We start from the raw sequence: 16406 nt of genomic DNA on the forward strand, positions 1-16406 counted from the left end.
GAGGCCCGACGCCGAAAGCAGACCCCGCGACGGCGTGTTCGACGCGGACGTCAGGCCCACGGCGATGTCGCCCACCCGGACGGGCCCGGCGTCACCGGGTCCCGCCGGATCAGTGGTGAGCGGTGGCCGGCGGGCCGGCGACGGCGGCGAGGCGGAGCCTGGTCTCGTCCTCACCGGGCGCGGCGCTCATGATGACGATCTTCAGTTCGGTGTCGCCGTCGGTCAGGACGTCGCAGTCCACGGTGACCGGTCCCACCGACGGGTGCTCGATCGTCTTGTGGTCCTCGCGGTGAGCGGCCACCTGCCCGGTCGCCCACAGCTCGGCGAACCGCGCGTTGCCCGCGTCCAGCTCGCGGACCAGCGCGGCCAGGCGGGCGTCCTTCGGGAAGCGGCCGCCGGCCCGGCGCAGGTCGGAGACGACGGCGGCGTCGGTGGCGTCGCGGTCGGCCTCCGTGACCGGCCACTGCGCGAGACGGGCGGGGCCGGCGTCGACCGGGAACCTGTCGCGGGCGAAGTTGCGCAGGCGCGGCGGCGTGGACGCGGGGTCGCCGAGCAGGGCGGCCCACCCCCGGTTCCACCACAGGAGCTGCCAGTCCGCCGCGAAGACGGCGACGGCGACGTCCCCGAGGCGGGCGAGCACGCGCTGCACGCCGGGCGGGACGTGGTCGGAGATCGCGCCGTCCGCCGGCGGGACCAGCCGGGCCAGCCGGTAGAGGTGGTCGCGCTCGGCGGTGGACAGCTGAAGCGCGCGCGCCAGGGACGCCACCACTGACGCCGAGGGGGTCGTGGCCCGCCCCTGCTCCAGGCGTACGACGTAGTCGACGGAGATTCCCGCCAGGTCGGCCAGTTCCTCCCGGCGCAGCCCGGCGGCCCGGCGTCCGACGGCCACCGGCAGTCCGGCGGCCGACGGGGGCAGCCGGTCCCGCCAGGTGCGGATCATCGCGCCCAGTCCGGTTCCGGGGATCGTCGGCATGATCCCCATGCTCCCGCATCACCGGCCGTACCGGCGGCCCCCAGGGTGGTACTGCTCTTCCCTGTGTCGGACCGTCCCTGGAACGTCTCCCGGGCCGGGTCCATGGTCGACGCATGACCATCACTTTCATCACCGGAGCCAACAAGGGTCTCGGCCGCGAGACCGCCCGCCGCCTGGCCGAGCACGGGCACACCGTGCTGGTCGGGGCCCGCGACCGCGAAGAGGGCGAGAAGGCCGCCGCGGCGATCGGCGCGCGCCACGTCACGATCGACGTCACCGACGACGCGTCCGTGGCCGCCGCCGCGGCGGACGTCGCCCGGCACGAGGGCCGGATCGACGTCCTGATCAACAACGCCGGCGTGCAGGGCCCGCTCGGCGACCCCGGCGATCTCACCGCCGCCGAGGCGCTCGCCGTCCTCGACGTCAACGTGATCGGCGTCGTGCGCACCACCACCGCGTTCCTGCCGCTGCTGCGCCGTTCCGACGACCCCGTGATCGTCAACGTCAGCAGCGGTATGGGCTCCCTCGCCCTCACCCACGACCCGGACCGGCCCGAGTCGCGTGTCGTCGCGCCGCTCTACACGTCCTCGAAGGCGGCGCTGACGATGCTGACCACCCAGTACGCCAAGGCGCTGACGGACATCCGCGTCAACGCCGCCGACCCCGGCTACACCGCGACCGACCTCAACGGGCACAGCGGCCCGCAGACCGTCACCGAGGGCACGGACGCGATCGTCGCCCTCGCCACCGAGGGGTCCGGCGCCGGCACCGGGCGCTTCGTGTCGCGGGAGGGCGAGATCGCCTGGTCCTGATCCCGGACCGGCCGGCCGCTCCGGAAACGGAGGAAGCCTCCCTCGCCCCGGACGGGGAGAGGGAGGCTTCCGGAAGGCGTGCCGCTCCTCCCCCGAGGGGGAGAGGGGCTGCCTCGGTGCGCTTGCGACCTCAGTGGGAGTGGCCGTGACCGTGGCCGTGGCCCGCGTCGCCCTCGTCCTCGGCCGGCTTCTCGACGACCAGGGTCTCGGTCGTGAGGAGCAGGGAGGCGATGGACGCCGCGTTCTCCAGGGCGGAGCGGGTGACCTTGACCGGGTCGATGACGCCGGCCTTGACCAGGTCGCCGTACTCGCCGGTCGCGGCGTTGAAGCCCTGGCCCTTGTCGAGCTCGGCGACCTTGGAGGTGATGACGTAACCCTCCAGGCCGGCGTTCTCGGCGATCCAGCGCAGCGGCTCGACGGCGGCGCGGCGGACGACCGCGACACCCGTGGCCTCGTCGCCGGTCTTGCCGAGGTTGCCCTCGAGGACCTTCACGGCGTGGACGAGCGCGGAGCCACCACCGGAGACGATGCCCTCCTCGACCGCGGCGCGGGTCGCGGAGATGGCGTCCTCCAGGCGGTGCTTCTTCTCCTTCAGCTCCACCTCGGTGGCGGCGCCGACCTTGATCACGCACACGCCGCCGGCCAGCTTCGCGAGGCGCTCCTGGAGCTTCTCGCGGTCCCAGTCGGAGTCCGTGGCCTCGATCTCGGCCTTGATCTGGTTGACCCGGCCGACGACGTCCTCGGAGTTGCCGCCACCGTCGACGAGGGTGGTGTCGTCCTTGGTGACGGTCACGCGGCGGGCGGTGCCGAGCACGTCCAGGCCGACCTGGTCGAGCTTGAGGCCGACCTCCTCGGCGATGACGGTGGCACCGGTGAGGGTGGCCATGTCGCCGAGCATCGCCTTGCGGCGGTCGCCGAAGCCGGGGGCCTTCACCGCGACGGCGTTGAACGTGCCGCGGATCTTGTTCACGACCAGGGTCGACAGGGCCTCGCCCTCGACGTCCTCGGCGATGATCAGCAGCGGCTTGGAGGAGTTGGTCTGGATGACCTTCTCCAGCAGCGGCAGCAGGTCCTGGATCGAGGAGATCTTGCCCTGGTGGATGAGGATGTACGGGTCCTCGAGGACGGCCTCCATGCGCTCCTGGTCCGTCACGAAGTACGGCGACAGGTAGCCCTTGTCGAAGGCCATGCCCTCGGTGAAGTCCAGCTCAAGACCGAAGGTGTTGGACTCCTCGACGGTGATGACACCGTCCTTGCCGACCTTGTCCATCGCCTCGGCGATGAGCTCGCCGACCTGGCTGTCCTGGGCGGACAGACCGGCGACGGCGGCGATGTCGGACTTCTCGTCGATCGGGCGGGCGGTCGCGAGGAGCTCCTCGGACACGGCCTTGACGGCGGCGTCGATGCCCTTCTTGAGCAGGGCGGGGGACGCGCCGGCGGCGACGTTCTTCAGGCCCTCGCGGACGAGCGCCTGGGCCAGCACGGTGGCGGTGGTCGTACCGTCACCCGCGATGTCGTTGGTCTTGGTCGCCACCTCCTTCACCAGCTGGGCGCCGAGGTTCTCGTACGGGTCCTCGACCTCTACCTCGCGGGCGATGGTCACACCGTCGTTGGTGATGGTGGGGGCGCCGAACTTCTTGTCGATGACGACGTTGCGGCCCTTGGGGCCGATCGTCACCTTCACCGTGTCGGCAAGCTTGTTGACGCCGCGCTCAAGGGCGCGACGGGCGTCCTCGTCGAACTTCAGGATCTTCGCCATGGAGCGATTCAGCCCTCTCGGAAAACTTGGGAGAAACGAACTGCGCCCCCAGCGCCCGGCTTATCAAGATCGCGGGGGCCAGGGGCGCAGCTCACTGCAAAACTGGGATGAACTACTTCTCGATGATCGCGAGCACGTCGCGAGCCGAGAGGACGAGGTACTCCTCGCCGCTGTACTTCACCTCGGTGCCGCCGTACTTGCTGTACAGCACGATGTCGCCGGTCTTCACGTCGAGCGGCAGGCGCTCGCCGTTCTCGAAGCGGCCCGGGCCCACGGCCAGGACGACGCCCTCCTGGGGCTTCTCCTTGGCGGTGTCCGGAATGACCAGGCCAGAGGCGGTGGTCTGCTCGGCGTCGAGCGGCTGGACCACAATGCGGTCCTCGAGCGGCTTGATGGCAACCTTGGAGCTGGTGGTCGTCACGATCCGACCTCCCCCTTCGGAGATCTCACGGGGTTAACTGTCTGAGGTGGCGACCAGGTGGATCCGTCGTCGCGGGTGCCGGACCTGCCCGTCGCTATTGGCACTCTCCAGGGGGGAGTGCCAGACCAGAGACTATGACTGCGATTAGCACTCGGTCAAGCGGAGTGCCAAACGGGCGGCGGCGCGGCGCGGGATTCACCGTCCCGTGGACGGTCCCCCGGGCCGCGTCACAGGTAGTCCTCCAGCCGGGCCGGGGTGAGGCCCTGGGCCCGGATGCGCCGCAGGAGGCGGGTGGTCGTCGCGGCGAGGTCGGGCTCGTCGGTGCCGAGCAGGATGTCGCCGGGACGCAGGCGGCCGGGGCCGGGCTCGCGGCCGAGGACCACGGCCGTGATGCCGCAGTCGGCGGCGGCGCGCAGGGTGGTGGCGTCGTAGGTTCCGTACGGCGGGCGGAGCAGCCGGGGCCGGACGCCGAAGCGCTCCTTCAGCTTGTCCTGCTGGCCGCAGATCTCGGCGCGCTGGCCCGCGTACGGCAGGCCGCGCAGGGAGGCGTGGTCGAGCGTGTGGTTCTGCACGCTCACGCCGACCGCCCGCAGCCGGGCGAAGTGCCCGTACCCCGGCCCGACGACCCGGTCCGTGAGGAACATGCTGACCGGCAGCCGCCGTTCACGGACCATGGCGACGAACCGGGGGTCGCGCTCGGCGCTGTCGTCGAAGGTCAGGAAGACCACCTTGTCGCGGGTGGCGACGCGGTCGACGACCGGCGGCAGCGCCGGGTCCCCGGAGCCCCCGGGCGGCCGTCGGCCGGGCGGCCCCGGGGCGCGGCCGGGCGGAGCGGCCCCCTGGCGGCGGTGGGTGTCCGCGGGCGGCCCCTGCTGCCCGTGCGGGCGCACGCGCTGCGCCGCCTTCTTGCCGAGCCGCTCGATCGGGTCGACGGACTGGGCGCAGCCGGTGGCGCCGGCGAGCAGGGCGAGGGCCAGGAGCGTGCCGAGCAGGGTGCGCGTCCGCCCGGTCACCGCCGGCCCTCCGCTCGCGCGGGACGGACCGACGGGCGTACCGCGCCCCTCACAGGTAGTCCTCCAGCCGCGCCACGGCGTACCCCTCGTTCGTGACCTTGTTCAGGAAGCGGCGGAGCATGTCGGCCATGGTGCCCTTCCAGTCCTCGCGGCCCCGGAAGTGGGTGAGCACGATGTCGCCGCGGTGCAGGGAGCGGTCCCACTCGCGGTAGTCCCAGTGGTCGGCGAAGACCTCCTCGTTCCACAGCGGGGCGGCCTTGATCCCGCACGACTCGGCGGCGCGCAGGGTGTCCTCGTTGTAGTTGCCGTAGGGCGGCCGGAAGAGCGTCGGCCGCTTGCCGAACTGCTTCTCCATCATGTCCTGCATGCCGCAGATCTCCCGTTTCTGCTGCTTGTACGAGAGGTTCGGCAGATAGGGGTGGTGGAGCGTGTGGTTGTTCAGGCCGACGCCCCCGGCCTGCATCCTCCTGAAGTAGCCGTAGTCCTCCTTCGCCAGGTAGTGGCTGAGGAAGGCGGTGTACGGGATCTTCAGCTCGCTCGTCATCCGCAGGAACGCGGGGTCCTTCTCGGCGCCGTCGTCGATGGTGAGGAAGACGACCTTGTCCTTGGTGGGGACGGTGGTGAAGACGGGCGGCAGCTCGTCCTGGCCGTCCACCTCGAAGCCCTTACGAGTGGTGATCACCGGCTTCTTCTCCGGCGCCGCCGGCGCGGTCAGCGGCACTCTGGCGAGCCCCCAGCGCTTGGCGGCGGCGACCCGAGCGGCGTGCGCGGCGCGCAGTTTCGAGGCGTACGCGTCCAGCGCGCGGGCGGGCGGGGCGTTCAGCGGCTGCTGCCCGGAGGCCGGCCGCACGCCGGAGCCCGCGTCCGCGCACCCGGCGGCGAGCGCGGCGGCGGTGAGCAGCACGAGGCCGCCCCGGACCCCGCGCGGCACCGTCCCGGCGGCCGCCGCCCGGCGCAGCGCCGCACCACAAAACAGCGTCCGCTCCGGGCGCTTTCCGTCATTTTGTCGTACTGGTCGCATGGTGCCGGATCCTCGCAGGTCACCCTCCGCCGCCCGGGCCGACACCGCCGCCGGACGCGCGCCGTCCACCGACTGGCCCACAATGGGCCGGTGACCGACCTGGACCCGCTGGCCTCCTTCGCCTCCCTGCACACCCCCGAGGGCCGTGCCCTCCTCGACGAGGTGCGCGGCACCGACCCGGCGCGGGAGCTGGCCGTCGCGACCCGGCTGCGCCGCGAGCACCCGGCGCCCCTGGTCACGGCGGCACTGGCGCAGGAGCGGCTGCGGCAGCGGGCGGTGGCGAAGTTCGGGGCCGGGGACGCGGAGCGGATGTTCTTCACGCCCGACGGGGTGGAGCAGTCCACCCGGACGAGCGTCGCGGCGTACCGCGCGGAGCGGTTCCGGGCGCTCGGCGTGCGCTCGGTCGCCGACCTCTGCTGCGGCATCGGCGGGGACGCGATCGCGCTGGCCCGCGCCGGGATCCGGGTCCTCGCGGTCGACCGGGACCCGCTGACGGCGGCGGCGGCCCGCGCGAACGCCGAGGCGCTGGGTCTCGCGGACCTGATCGAGGTGCGCGAGGCGGACGTCACCGAGGTGGCCACCGACGCGTACGACGCCGTCTTCGTGGACCCCGCCCGGCGCGGCGGCCGGGGCCGGATCTTCGACCCCGAGGCGTACTCGCCGCCGCTGTCCTGGGCGACCGCGACGGCGCTGAGGGCACCGCGGGCCGCGCTGAAGATCGCGCCCGGCATCCCGCACGAGGCGGTCCCGGCCGAGGCCGAGGCCGAGTGGATCTCGGACGGCGGGGACGTGAAGGAGGCCGTGCTGTGGTTCGGCACGGAGCCCGGGCTGATCCGGGCCACCCTGCTGCCGGGCCCGCGCGGACTGCGGGGCCGGGGCCTGCCCGACCCGCCGGTGCGCCCGCTCGGGCGCTACCTGTACGAGCCCGACGGCGCCGCGATCCGCGCCCATCTCGTCGCCGAGGTGGCCGAGGAGCTCGACGGGGGTCTGCTCGACGAGACGATCGCGTACATCACCTCCGACCACCTGCGCCCGACGCCGTACGCGACGGCGTACGAGATCACCGACCGGATGCCCTTCAACGTGAAGAAGCTGAAGGCGCTGCTGCGGGAGCGGGAGGTCGGCATCCTCACGGTCAAGAAGCGCGGCTCGGCCGTCGAACCGGAGGAGCTGCGCCGCAAGGTGAAGCCGCAGGGCCGCAACGCGGCGACGGTCTTCCTCACCCGGGTGGCGGGAGCACCGACGATGCTGATCGGACACCCGGCGTAGCCCGACGCCGGCCGTGACGCACGGCGCCGTGAGCGCTCCACGGGGTCCGGGACTTCACGGCGTCGGCGGCGCTCCACGGGCGACGGGCCCGGGCGCGGGCAGCCTCCACCGTGCACGGGTCCCCGACCTCTCCGGGGCTCCGCCGGTCCGGCCACCGACCGGCGCGCTCCGCCGGTCCGGCCCCGCAACCGAAGGGCTCCCCCGCGTACGGGTGCGGACCGCCCGCGGGCACGGCGCGGTCAGTCCTCCGACCGGCCCGGGCGTCGACACCGACCGGGCATCCGCGTACGGGTTCCGGGCCGCTGCTCCTCCCCCTGCCGGGGGTGGTTCTCAGCCGCACTCCGCCGCGCGATCCCGCAGCAGGTCGCGTTCGCGTTCGTTGCGGGCCAGGGACGCGGCGTGCTCGAACTCGGCGCGGGCCTCGGACGTGCGGCCGAGGCGGGCCAGCAGATCCCCGCGCACGCTGGGCAGCAAGTGGTAGCCGCGCAGGGCCGGTTCGGCGGCCAGGGCGTCCACCAGGGCGAGGGCCGGCCCGGGGCCCTCGGCCATGGAGACGGCGACCGCGCGGTTCAACTCGACCACGGGGGACGGCGACCGGGCGGCGAGGAGCCCGTACAGGGCGGCGATCGTGCGCCAGTCCGTGTCCTCGTACGCATACGCCTGGGCGTGGCAGGCGGCGATCGCGGCCTGGAGGGCGTACGGCCCGGGCGCCCCGGTGGAGACGGCGTCGGCGCGGGCGAGCGCCGCGAACCCGCGCCGGATCAGCATCCGGTTCCAGCGGCGGCGGTTCTGGTCCCGGAGCAGCACCGGCTCGCCGGACGGGCCGGTGCGGGCGGCCGACCTGGACGCCTGGAGTTCCAGCAGCGCCGCCAGCGCGTGCACCTCGGGCTCCTTGGGCATCAGCCCGGCCAGCACGCGGGCCAGCCGCAGGGCGTCCTCGCACAGGGCCGGGCGCAGCCAGTCGTCGCCCGCGGTGGCCGCGTACCCCTCGTTGAAGATCAGGTAGATGACCTCCAGGACCGATCCGAGCCGGGCCTCGCGCTCGGGACCGTACGGCACCTCGAAGGCGACGTTCTTCGTGGCCAGCATCCGCTTGGCGCGCACGATGCGCTGGGCGACCGTCGCCTCCGGGACGAGGAACGCTCGGGCGATCTCGGGCGTGGCCAGGCCGCCGACCAGCCGCAGGGTGAGGGCGATGCGCGCCTCGGCGGAGAGCACCGGGTGGCACGCGGTGAAGACGAGCCGGAGCAGGTCGTCGTCGATGTCGTCCGGGTCGGCGGGTGCGTCGAGGTGGTGCGGGGCCGTCTCCAGGTCCCGCCCGACCTCCGCCAGCTTGCGCGCGTAGCGCTCCCGGCGGCGGACGAGGTCGACGGCGCGGCGCCTGGCCGTCGTCATGAGCCAGGCACCGGGGTTGTCGGGGACCCCCTCGCGCGGCCACTGCTCCAGCGCGGCGACCAGCGCGTCCTGCGCCAGCTCCTCGGCGATCCCGACGTCCCGCACGATCCGTGCGACCCCGGCGATGATGCGGGCCGACTCCATCCGGAAGATCGTCTCGACCGCCTGGGCGGCGGAGGGCGCGGCGGTGGGCTGCTCGGTCACAGCCCACCTTGACACATCCGCCCTGCCGCGGGCCGGGCGGAGGCTCAGCCCTCCATGATCTCCCGCACCTCGGACGTGACCGTCCAGTGCTCCTCGTGGATCTTCAGGAACCGCTTCGCCCACTCGATCGCCTCGGCCTTGTCCTTTGCCTGGATCAGCGCGTAACCGCCGACGACCTCCTTGGTCTCGGTGAACGGGCCGTCGGTGACGGAGATCTGGCCGTCCTCCCAGCGGACGCGGGTGCCCTGCGCGGTCGGGGCGAGCCCGGCGGTGTCGAGCAGCACCCCGGCCTTGGTCATCTCCTCGATCAACTCGCCCATCCGCTGCATGAGTTCGGGGCTCGGTCCCTCGGCGGGGGCGTTGTTCTCGTCGATACGGACCATCGTGAGGTAGCGCGGCATGGTGGCTCCTTCGGTACGGCGGCCGGGGCGCGCCCGGCCCTTCCCGAGCGGGGCCTCTCCCCGCTCTCACCCGTGCGTCGACCAGGAGACACCGGAATCGACACGCGTTCCAAGATTCCTCGAAGTTTTTTGCGCGAGGGCCGCGCCGGCCCACCGAGGGTGTCGGGCGACCGTGCGGAGTCCGGCCGGGCGGGGAGCGGGAACGGCCGACGTGCTCCGCTCCAGCGGGGCCTTCACCGCCCAGCGGGCTCCGGGAGCCGTCGCTGCCGGCGGGCTCCAAGGGGCCGTCCCTGACCGGCGGGCTCACACGATCGCTGTCCCTGACCGGCGGACTCCACGGGCCGCCCGCGCCCTACCCGGCGGGCTCCACCGCGGGCCGGTCCCCGCTCGGGGGCGGGGCCGTGCTGCTGCGCACCACCAGGCTCGTTGCCAGCTCCACCCGCGTGGCCGCCGACGACTCCTCCTCGCGGCCCAGCTCCAGCACCAGCCGGGCCGCCGCCTCCGCCATCTCCGTGAGCGGCTGCCGGACCGTCGTCAGCGGCGGGCCGACCCAGCGCGCCACCGGCAGGTCGTCGAACCCGACGACGCTCAGGTCCTCCGGGATGCGCAGTCCCAGTTCGCGCGCGGCCTCGTACAGACCGAGGGCCTGGAGGTCGTTGCCCGCGAAGACGGCCGTCGGGCCGTCCGGCGAGCGCAGCAGTTCGAGGCCCGCGCGGTAGCCGGTCTCGTGGTGGAAGTCGCCGGCCCGGATCAGCGCCGGGTCGACGGGCAGTCCCGCCGTCTCCAGCGCCGCGCGGTAGCCGTCGACCCGGGCGCGGCTGCACATCATCCGCGAGGGCCCGCTGATCGCACCGATCCGGGTGTGCCCCAGCTCGACCAGATGACGGGTCGCGGCCAGGCCGCCCTGCCAGTTGGTGGCGCCGATGGAGGGCACGTCGGCGCCCGGGTCGCCCGCCGGGTCCATCACGACGAAGGGGATGGAGCGGCTCGTCAGCAGCGCCCGCTGCGACTCGTCCAGGCCGGACAGCACGAGGATCACGCCGTGCGGCCGGCGGGCCGCGACCTGGTCGGCCCAGGAGCGGCCGGGGGTCAGCCGGCCCGCGCTCTCGGAGAGGACGACGCTGAGGCCCGCGTCCCGCGCGACGTTCTCGACGCCCCGGATGACCTCCATCGCCCAGGCGCTCTCCAGCTCGTGGAAGACCAGGTCGATGAGGGGCGAGCGGCCCGCCTCGGCCCGGCGGCGCCGGTAGCCGTAGGCGCGGAGCAGTTCCTCGACGCGGGTGCGGGTGGCCGGGGCGACGTCGGCCCGCCCGTTGAGCACCTTCGAAACAGTCGGAGCCGACACGCCGGCCTCGCGGGCGATCTCGGCCAGCGTCGCCGACTGCGCCTCAGGGCTCTTCACGGGTTTCATGGCCGCGATCGTATCCCCGCCGCCCCGCCGGACGGACCCCCCTGACCGCCTCACGTTCCCGTAACATTCGGCGACACGCTCGAAACATTCGCGGGCCGGGTGGGCCGAGGGGTCTACGGAGACGCTTCGGGGACCGACTCGAACCGCCAGCGGTGCACCGCCCGGGCGACCAGGTCAGAGGGCGGCTCGGGCAGCTCCGGGAGCGCGGCGTCGTACGCCGCGTCCCACCACGTGATCACCAGCACCCGGTCCTGCGGCGCCCGCAGGACCTCCCGGCGCAGGGGCCGCTCCGCCGGCTGCCGCGCCCGTACCCAGGCGAGCAGGTCCTCACCGCGTCCGGCGACGGCCCGGGCCTCCCACATCAGCGCCACGGTCACGAGTACAGGTTCTCCTTGTCCGTCTCGTGCATGTGGTCGTGGGCGTGGGAGGTGCCCGGCACGTGCGGGTCCGTCACCGGCAGCGAGGAGTCCGCCGACAGGTCCCAGTCGGAGGGCGCCCGGTTGCGGGCGACCATCTCCGCGCCGAGCGCGGCGACCATGGCGCCGTTGTCCGTGCACAGCTTGGGACGCGGGACCCGCAGCCGGATCCCGGCGGCCTCGCAGCGCTCCTGCGCCAGCACCCGCAGCCGCGAGTTGGCGGCCACCCCGCCGCCGATCATCAGATGGTCGACGCCCTGGTCCTTGCAGGCACGGACGGCCTTGCGCGTCAGCACGTCCACGACCGCCTCCTGGAAGGACGCCGCCACATCGCGCACCGGCACCTCCTCGCCCGTCGCCCGCTTCGCCTCGATCCAGCGGGCCACGGCCGTCTTGAGACCGGAGAAGGAGAAGTCGTACGCCGGGTCGCGGGGGCCGGTGAGGCCGCGCGGGAACGCGATCGCGGCCGGGTCGCCCTCCTTGGCGTACCGGTCGATGACCGGGCCGCCCGGGAAGCCGAGGTTCAGCACACGGGCGATCTTGTCGAAGGCCTCACCCGCCGCGTCGTCGATGGTCGCGCCCATCGGCCGCACGTCGGAGGTGATGTCCGTGGACAGCAGCAGCGAGGAGTGGCCGCCGGACACCAGCAGCGCCATCGTCGGCTCGGGCAGCGCGCCGTGCTCCAGCTGGTCCACGCAGATGTGGGACGCCAGGTGGTTCACGCCGTACAGCGGCTTGCCGAGCGCGTAGGCGTACGCCTTGGCCGCCGAGACCCCGACGAGCAGGGCACCGGCGAGGCCCGGCCCCGCGGTCACGGCGATGCCGTCCAGGTCCTTCGCCGTCACGCCCGCGTCCTTCAGCGCCCGCTGGATGGTCGGCACCATCGCTTCGAGGTGGGCGCGGGAGGCGACCTCGGGCACGACCCCGCCGAAGCGGGCGTGCTCGTCGACGCTGGAGGCGACCGCGTCCGCGAGCAGGGTGGTGCCGCGGACGATGCCGACGCCGGTCTCGTCGCAGGAGGTCTCGATGCCGAGGACGAGGGGTTCGTCGCGCGCGTCAGCCATTGATCTCGGTTCCTTGTGTTCCTTGTACGGAGGTCGGGTTCGCGGCGGGGCCGCCGTCGGATGCCGTGTGCAGCCGCATCACCAGGGCGTCGACGTTCCCCGGCTGGTAGTAGCCGCGCCGGAACCCGATGGCCTCGAAGCCGAAGCGCTCGTACAGCTTCTGCGCCCGGACGTTGTCGACGCGGCACTCGAGCATGACCTCGGCGCACTCGAAGGCGGTCGCGGCCCGCAGCAGCTCGGTGAGCAGCCGTGCGCCGAGGCCGGTGCCCCACTGGTCGCGGGTGACGGCGATGGTCTGCACGTCGCCCACGTCCCCGGCGGCGGCCAGTCCCGCGTATCCGACGAGCCGCTCCCCCTCGTTCGCGACGACATAGCGCCGGGTGGCCTCGGGGCCGCGGGAGTGGGCCAGCTCGGACCAGAACATGCCCCGCGACCAGGCGTCGTCGGGGAAGAGGTCCTTCTCCAGCTCCAGTACGGGATCGATGTCCCACCAGCGCATCTCGCGCAGCTCGGCGGTCACTTCGGGGTGACCACCTTGTAGTTCTTGGGCACCTGGGCGTCGGGTCGGCGCAGGTACAGCGGCCTGGGGGCGGGCAGTTCCTCCCCCGCGGCGAGCCTCTCCGCGGCCAGCGCGGCCAGCGCCGCCGCCGCGACGTGCTCGGGTTCGCGGGCCACCGGGAAGGTGTCGGGGTAGAGCAGCGCGCCGGCGCCGACGGCGGGCAGCCCGGCGACCGCCTCCGCGATCTCGGCGGGCCGGTCGACGGCGGGCTCGCCCACGCGCGTCCGGGCGTCGGCGTACCGCGCCCAGTAGACCTCTTTGCGGCGCGCGTCCGTGGCGACGACGAAGGGCTCGTCGAGGCCGGAGCCGTAGGCGAGGGCGTCGAGGGTGCACAGGCCGTGCACCGGGACGCCGAGGGCGAGTCCGAAGGTGTCGGCGGTCATCAGGCCCACCCGAAGTCCCGTGTAGGGACCGGGGCCCACGCCGACGACGACGCCGGTGACGGAGTCGATCCGCGTACCCGCCTCGGCGAGGACCCGGTCGACGGCGGGCAGCAGCAGTTCCCCGTGCCGCCGTGCGTCCACCTGGCTCGACGAGGCGACGACGGACGTCCCGTCGTGCAGGGCGACGGTGACGGCGGGGGTGGCGGTATCCAGAGCGAGCAAGAGCACGCAAACAGCCTACGGCGCCGGGGGCCGGGGCACGGCCGCCCCGGTCTGCCGCGCCCCGGCTGCTACCGTCACCACAAAGGACGTACAGGGCAGGTACGTGGTACGAGAGGTGGGCACACAAGGTGGCTAGGAGCAGCTCGGGATTCGTGGCCGGGCTCACCGCGGCGGCCGTCGCCGCAGTCGGATTCCTCGCCTACCAGGCGTCGGCCAACGTGCCGGACACGCTGGGGAAACCGCATGCGGCCGCGTCGCCCTCGGCCACCACGTCGAAGGCGCCCAGGGACAAGAAGAACCCGGCGGCGCTCCCCGCCCGGTCCGGCACCGGCGAGCGCGTCGTCTACTCGCTCGACGACGACCGGGTCTGGCTCGTCGGCGCGGGCGACAAGGTCAGGCGCACCTTCAAGGTCACGCCGAGCGCGGTCGACCCGCTCCCCGCCACCTACACGGTCACGTCCCGGTCGAACGCCGTGACGGGCTCGGACGGCACACCGATCGAGCACGTGGTCCGCTTCGCCTCCAACCAGGGCGTCGCGATCGGGTTCAGCGCGGCCGTCAGCGGGTCCACCGCCGGCCCGACATCGGCCGCGAAGACCGGCGGCATCCGCGAGTCCCGCGAGGACGGCGACGCCATGTGGGACTTCGCGACGATCGGCCAGAAGGTCGTCGTCATCAAGTAACCGCCCCGCCGGGCCGCCCGGCACCCGGAGGTCAGGCGGCTTCCGGGCGCCGCGGAACCGTGCAAGCCCGGAGGCCAGGCGGCTTCCCGGCGCCGTAGGACCGTGAAAGCCCAGGGATCAGGCGGCTTCCGGGTGCCGCAGGTCCGTGGGCTCGGCGCGGGGCGGCGCGGGCGCGGGCGGCGGGGTGGACACCGCGTCGGCCGCCGCGCACGAGGCCAGCAGGTCCCGCATGGACACGGCGGCCAGCACGCGCGGCAGCGCCTCGTCTCGTTCTGAAGTCGGCATGGACGCCTCCTGGGGCCGCGGGGGCAAGCGTGGTTAGGTAGACCTAACTACGAGCTGGTGTCCATGTGACCACGGCCGGGACGCCCTGTGCAACATGTTGCCGACGTCTTGTCGGAACGTTCCCGCTCCGCCCGCACGCGGCGGCCCCGGCGCCGGCCCGTCAGCGCGCGAGCACACCCAGGTCCGCCGTCGCCCAGCGCCCGCCGAGCCCGGTCAGCGTGACGTGCCGGACCTCGTCCGTGGTGTCGCCGACGGCGCGGTGGATCACCACGTGCAGCCGGTCGTCGGTCAGCTCCTCGACCTTGCCCTCGCCCCACTCCACGACGATCAGCGAGTCGGACAGCGACACGTCGAGATCGAGGTCCTCCATCTCGTCGAGACCGCCGCCGAGCCGGTACGCGTCCACGTGCACCAGCGGCGGCCCGTCGCCGAGGGACGGGTGGACGCGGGCGATGACGAAGGTCGGGGAGGTGACCGCGCCCCGGACGCCGAGGCCCTCACCGAGCCCGCGGGTCAGCGTGGTCTTGCCCGCGCCGAGCTCGCCGTTCAGCATGACGAGGTCACCGGCGCGCAGCAGCCCGGCCATGCGGCGGCCCAGCTCCTGCATCTGTTCGGGGGAGGTGACGGTGATCCGGACGCTGACGCCCCCCGCGGCGGGCTCAGCCGGGTCGTACGGTGCTGCTGGTGCTTCCATAGCCACCCACGGTAGCCCCTGCCGGGACGGCTCCCGCGCGCATGAGGAGGTCCGCGAGGCGGTCTATGACGACCTCGGGATGCTCCAGCATCACGAGGTGCCCGGCGTCCGGCACGAGGACCAGTTCGGCCTCCGGCAGCAGGTCCGCGATGGCCTCGCTGTGCTCGCTCGGGGTCACCAGGTCGCCCACCCCGGCCAGCACCAGCACAGGCAGCTCCGCGAAGTGCACGAGCGCCTCGGTCTTGTCGTGCTCGGTGAACGCCGGGTAGAACTCGGCGACCACGTCGATCGGCGTGCCCTCGATCATCCGCTCGGCGAACCGCTCGACCGCCGGGTCCACCTCCCGGGACGCGAACGAGTACCGCTTGATGACGCCCGCGAACAGGTCCGCCGTGGCCCGCCGCCCCTTCTCCACCAGCTCCGCCCGCTGCCCCAGCGCCTTCAGCACCCCCGGCAGCACGCGCCGCACCGCGTTGACGCCGGCGACCGGCAGCCCGAAGTTGACCTCGCCGAGCCGCCCCGACGACGTACCGACCAGCGCGACGGCGACGACCCGGTCGCGGATCAGCTCGGGGTACTGGTCGGCGAGGGCCATCAGGGTCATGCCGCCCATCGAGTGGCCGACCAGCACGATCGGGCCCTCGGGGGCGGCGGCGTCGATGACGGCCTTCAGGTCGTGGCCGAGCTGGTCGATCGTGACCGGCTGCCCGTCCTGCACCTGGGCGACCCCGCGCCCGGAGCGGCCGTGGCTGCGCTGGTCCCAGTGCACGGTGCGCACCACCCCGCGCAGCGCGGCCCGCTGGTAGTGCCAGGAGTCCTGGTTGAGGCAGTAGCCGTGGCTGAAGACGACGGTGACCGGCGCCGGGGCCTTCCGGCCGAAGAGACGGCGGCGGCGCGGGCTGAGCGCGGCGTCCGTCTCGACCTCGTCCACCTCGTAGTACAGCTCGGTGCCGTCGTCGGCGTACGCCTTGCCCGGGGTGCCGCGCAGCGAGCCGTAGGGACCCGTGGAGTCGAGCGCGAGCCGGGCCTTCCTGCGCATGCCGCGGCCGACGGTGAGCCGCTCGATCGCCACGCCGGCGGCGGCGCCCGCGGCGACCACGCCTATCGCGGCACCGGCGAAACCGGCCCTGCGCCAGTTCCCCGCGGCACCGGCGGCGGAGGCGGCGGCCGCCGCGGCGTCCGCGACCGCCTCCGCGCTGCTCTCGCTCACGTACCGCTCCTCTTCGCCGGGCTGCCGGCTGTCGTCCGGGGCCGGGTCCAGGGCCGGGTCCGGATGGTCGGGTGCCGCCGTGGGCGCCGGCACCCGGGGCGCGGGCGCCGTCGGGCGGGCCATGTCCTGTTGTCCTGCGCAGGTGACCGTCACCGTATGCCGGTTACCCGCGGCTGTCCGGACTTCACCTTGTTCATTTGTCGCCGCCCGG

The 16406-nt window shown here is 73.6% G+C and carries 18 protein-coding genes; 3 read left to right on the plus strand and 15 right to left on the minus strand.

Translation table 11 applies throughout. The features are described from left to right. Positions 1 to 109: 109 nt before the first annotated feature. Positions 110 to 973, minus strand: coding sequence for a helix-turn-helix domain-containing protein (locus ACWGIS_RS03720; RefSeq protein ID WP_453360792.1), 864 nt, complete (start codon positions 971 to 973; stop codon positions 110 to 112). Positions 974 to 1086: 113 nt separating this feature from the next. Between ACWGIS_RS03720 and ACWGIS_RS03725 the strand changes: the two genes are divergently transcribed. Beyond that, positions 1087 to 1785, plus strand: a complete 699-nt coding sequence (locus ACWGIS_RS03725; RefSeq protein ID WP_453360793.1) for an SDR family NAD(P)-dependent oxidoreductase — start codon at positions 1087 to 1089, stop codon at positions 1783 to 1785. A gap of 130 nt (positions 1786 to 1915) precedes the next feature. On the opposite strand, the gene groL is transcribed toward ACWGIS_RS03725, so the two are convergent. The 4 genes from groL to ACWGIS_RS03745 form a co-directional block, all read right to left on the minus strand. Continuing rightward, entirely contained in the window at positions 1916 to 3544 is a 1629-nt protein-coding gene (gene groL, locus ACWGIS_RS03730) for a chaperonin GroEL (protein WP_453360794.1), read from the minus strand. Positions 3545 to 3656: 112 nt separating this feature from the next. After that, positions 3657 to 3965, minus strand: coding sequence for a co-chaperone GroES (gene groES, locus ACWGIS_RS03735; protein ID WP_019066754.1), 309 nt, complete (start codon positions 3963 to 3965; stop codon positions 3657 to 3659). A gap of 227 nt (positions 3966 to 4192) precedes the next feature. After that, positions 4193 to 4978 (minus strand): polysaccharide deacetylase family protein, encoded by a 786-nt coding sequence (locus ACWGIS_RS03740; protein WP_453360795.1) that lies wholly within the window; start codon positions 4976 to 4978, stop codon positions 4193 to 4195. Positions 4979 to 5027: 49 nt separating this feature from the next. Then, on the minus strand, positions 5028 to 5999 hold the full coding sequence (locus ACWGIS_RS03745; RefSeq protein ID WP_453360796.1) for a polysaccharide deacetylase family protein: 972 nt from the start codon (positions 5997 to 5999) through the stop codon (positions 5028 to 5030). 90 nt (positions 6000 to 6089) lie between these two features. On the opposite strand from ACWGIS_RS03745, the gene ACWGIS_RS03750 reads away from it, so the two are divergent. Then, positions 6090 to 7268, plus strand: a complete 1179-nt coding sequence (locus ACWGIS_RS03750) for a class I SAM-dependent methyltransferase (protein ID WP_453360797.1) — start codon at positions 6090 to 6092, stop codon at positions 7266 to 7268. A 330-nt stretch (positions 7269 to 7598) separates the two neighbouring features. Here the strand turns inward: ACWGIS_RS03750 and ACWGIS_RS03755 are convergent, their stop codons facing one another. The 7 genes from ACWGIS_RS03755 to tsaB all read right to left on the minus strand — a co-directional run bounded on the left by ACWGIS_RS03755 (position 7599) and on the right by tsaB (position 13329). Continuing rightward, positions 7599 to 8867 (minus strand): RNA polymerase sigma factor, encoded by a 1269-nt coding sequence (locus ACWGIS_RS03755; protein ID WP_453360798.1) that lies wholly within the window; start codon positions 8865 to 8867, stop codon positions 7599 to 7601. 44 nt (positions 8868 to 8911) lie between these two features. Next, entirely contained in the window at positions 8912 to 9268 is a 357-nt protein-coding gene (locus tag ACWGIS_RS03760) for a YciI family protein (RefSeq protein ID WP_453360799.1), read from the minus strand. Between the two features lie 352 nt (positions 9269 to 9620). Further along, the gene (locus ACWGIS_RS03765) at positions 9621 to 10679 is read right to left on the minus strand and encodes a LacI family DNA-binding transcriptional regulator (RefSeq protein ID WP_453360800.1); all 1059 of its coding nucleotides are present in this window, start codon (positions 10677 to 10679) and stop codon (positions 9621 to 9623) included. A 113-nt stretch (positions 10680 to 10792) separates the two neighbouring features. Continuing rightward, positions 10793 to 11056, minus strand: coding sequence for a hypothetical protein (locus ACWGIS_RS03770; RefSeq protein ID WP_453360801.1), 264 nt, complete (start codon positions 11054 to 11056; stop codon positions 10793 to 10795). Further along, the gene (tsaD, locus tag ACWGIS_RS03775; RefSeq protein ID WP_453360802.1) at positions 11053 to 12159 is read right to left on the minus strand and encodes a tRNA (adenosine(37)-N6)-threonylcarbamoyltransferase complex transferase subunit TsaD; all 1107 of its coding nucleotides are present in this window, start codon (positions 12157 to 12159) and stop codon (positions 11053 to 11055) included. The genes ACWGIS_RS03770 and tsaD overlap by 4 nt, the downstream gene beginning before the upstream one ends. Then, positions 12152 to 12658: a ribosomal protein S18-alanine N-acetyltransferase gene (gene rimI / locus ACWGIS_RS03780; protein WP_453360900.1), complete on the minus strand. Its 507-nt coding sequence runs from the start codon at positions 12656 to 12658 to the stop codon at positions 12152 to 12154. The genes tsaD and rimI overlap by 8 nt, the downstream gene beginning before the upstream one ends. Before the next feature lie 17 nt (positions 12659 to 12675). Next, positions 12676 to 13329 carry a tRNA (adenosine(37)-N6)-threonylcarbamoyltransferase complex dimerization subunit type 1 TsaB gene (tsaB, locus tag ACWGIS_RS03785; RefSeq protein WP_453360803.1) on the minus strand — a complete coding sequence of 218 codons (654 nt, stop codon included), beginning with the start codon at positions 13327 to 13329 and terminating at the stop codon, positions 12676 to 12678. 122 nt (positions 13330 to 13451) lie between these two features. Here tsaB and ACWGIS_RS03790 point away from each other — a divergent pair, with 122 nt between their 5' ends. Then, positions 13452 to 14006 (plus strand): hypothetical protein, encoded by a 555-nt coding sequence (locus tag ACWGIS_RS03790; protein ID WP_453360804.1) that lies wholly within the window; start codon positions 13452 to 13454, stop codon positions 14004 to 14006. Positions 14007 to 14123: 117 nt separating this feature from the next. Here ACWGIS_RS03790 and ACWGIS_RS03795 read toward each other — a convergent pair whose 3' ends face one another. From ACWGIS_RS03795 to ACWGIS_RS03805, 3 genes are all read right to left on the minus strand, one after another. Continuing rightward, a complete protein-coding gene (locus tag ACWGIS_RS03795; RefSeq protein ID WP_453360805.1) occupies positions 14124 to 14291 on the minus strand; it encodes a hypothetical protein in 168 nt (55 codons plus the stop codon). Between the two features lie 160 nt (positions 14292 to 14451). Continuing rightward, the gene (tsaE, locus tag ACWGIS_RS03800; RefSeq protein WP_453360806.1) at positions 14452 to 14985 is read right to left on the minus strand and encodes a tRNA (adenosine(37)-N6)-threonylcarbamoyltransferase complex ATPase subunit type 1 TsaE; all 534 of its coding nucleotides are present in this window, start codon (positions 14983 to 14985) and stop codon (positions 14452 to 14454) included. Then, positions 14951 to 16195, minus strand: a complete 1245-nt coding sequence (locus tag ACWGIS_RS03805) for an alpha/beta fold hydrolase (RefSeq protein ID WP_453360901.1) — start codon at positions 16193 to 16195, stop codon at positions 14951 to 14953. Before ACWGIS_RS03805 ends, tsaE begins: the two co-directional genes overlap by 35 nt. Positions 16196 to 16406: the final 211 nt, after the last annotated feature.

The sequence above is a fragment of the Streptomyces sp. NPDC054842 genome (assembly GCF_053611025.1).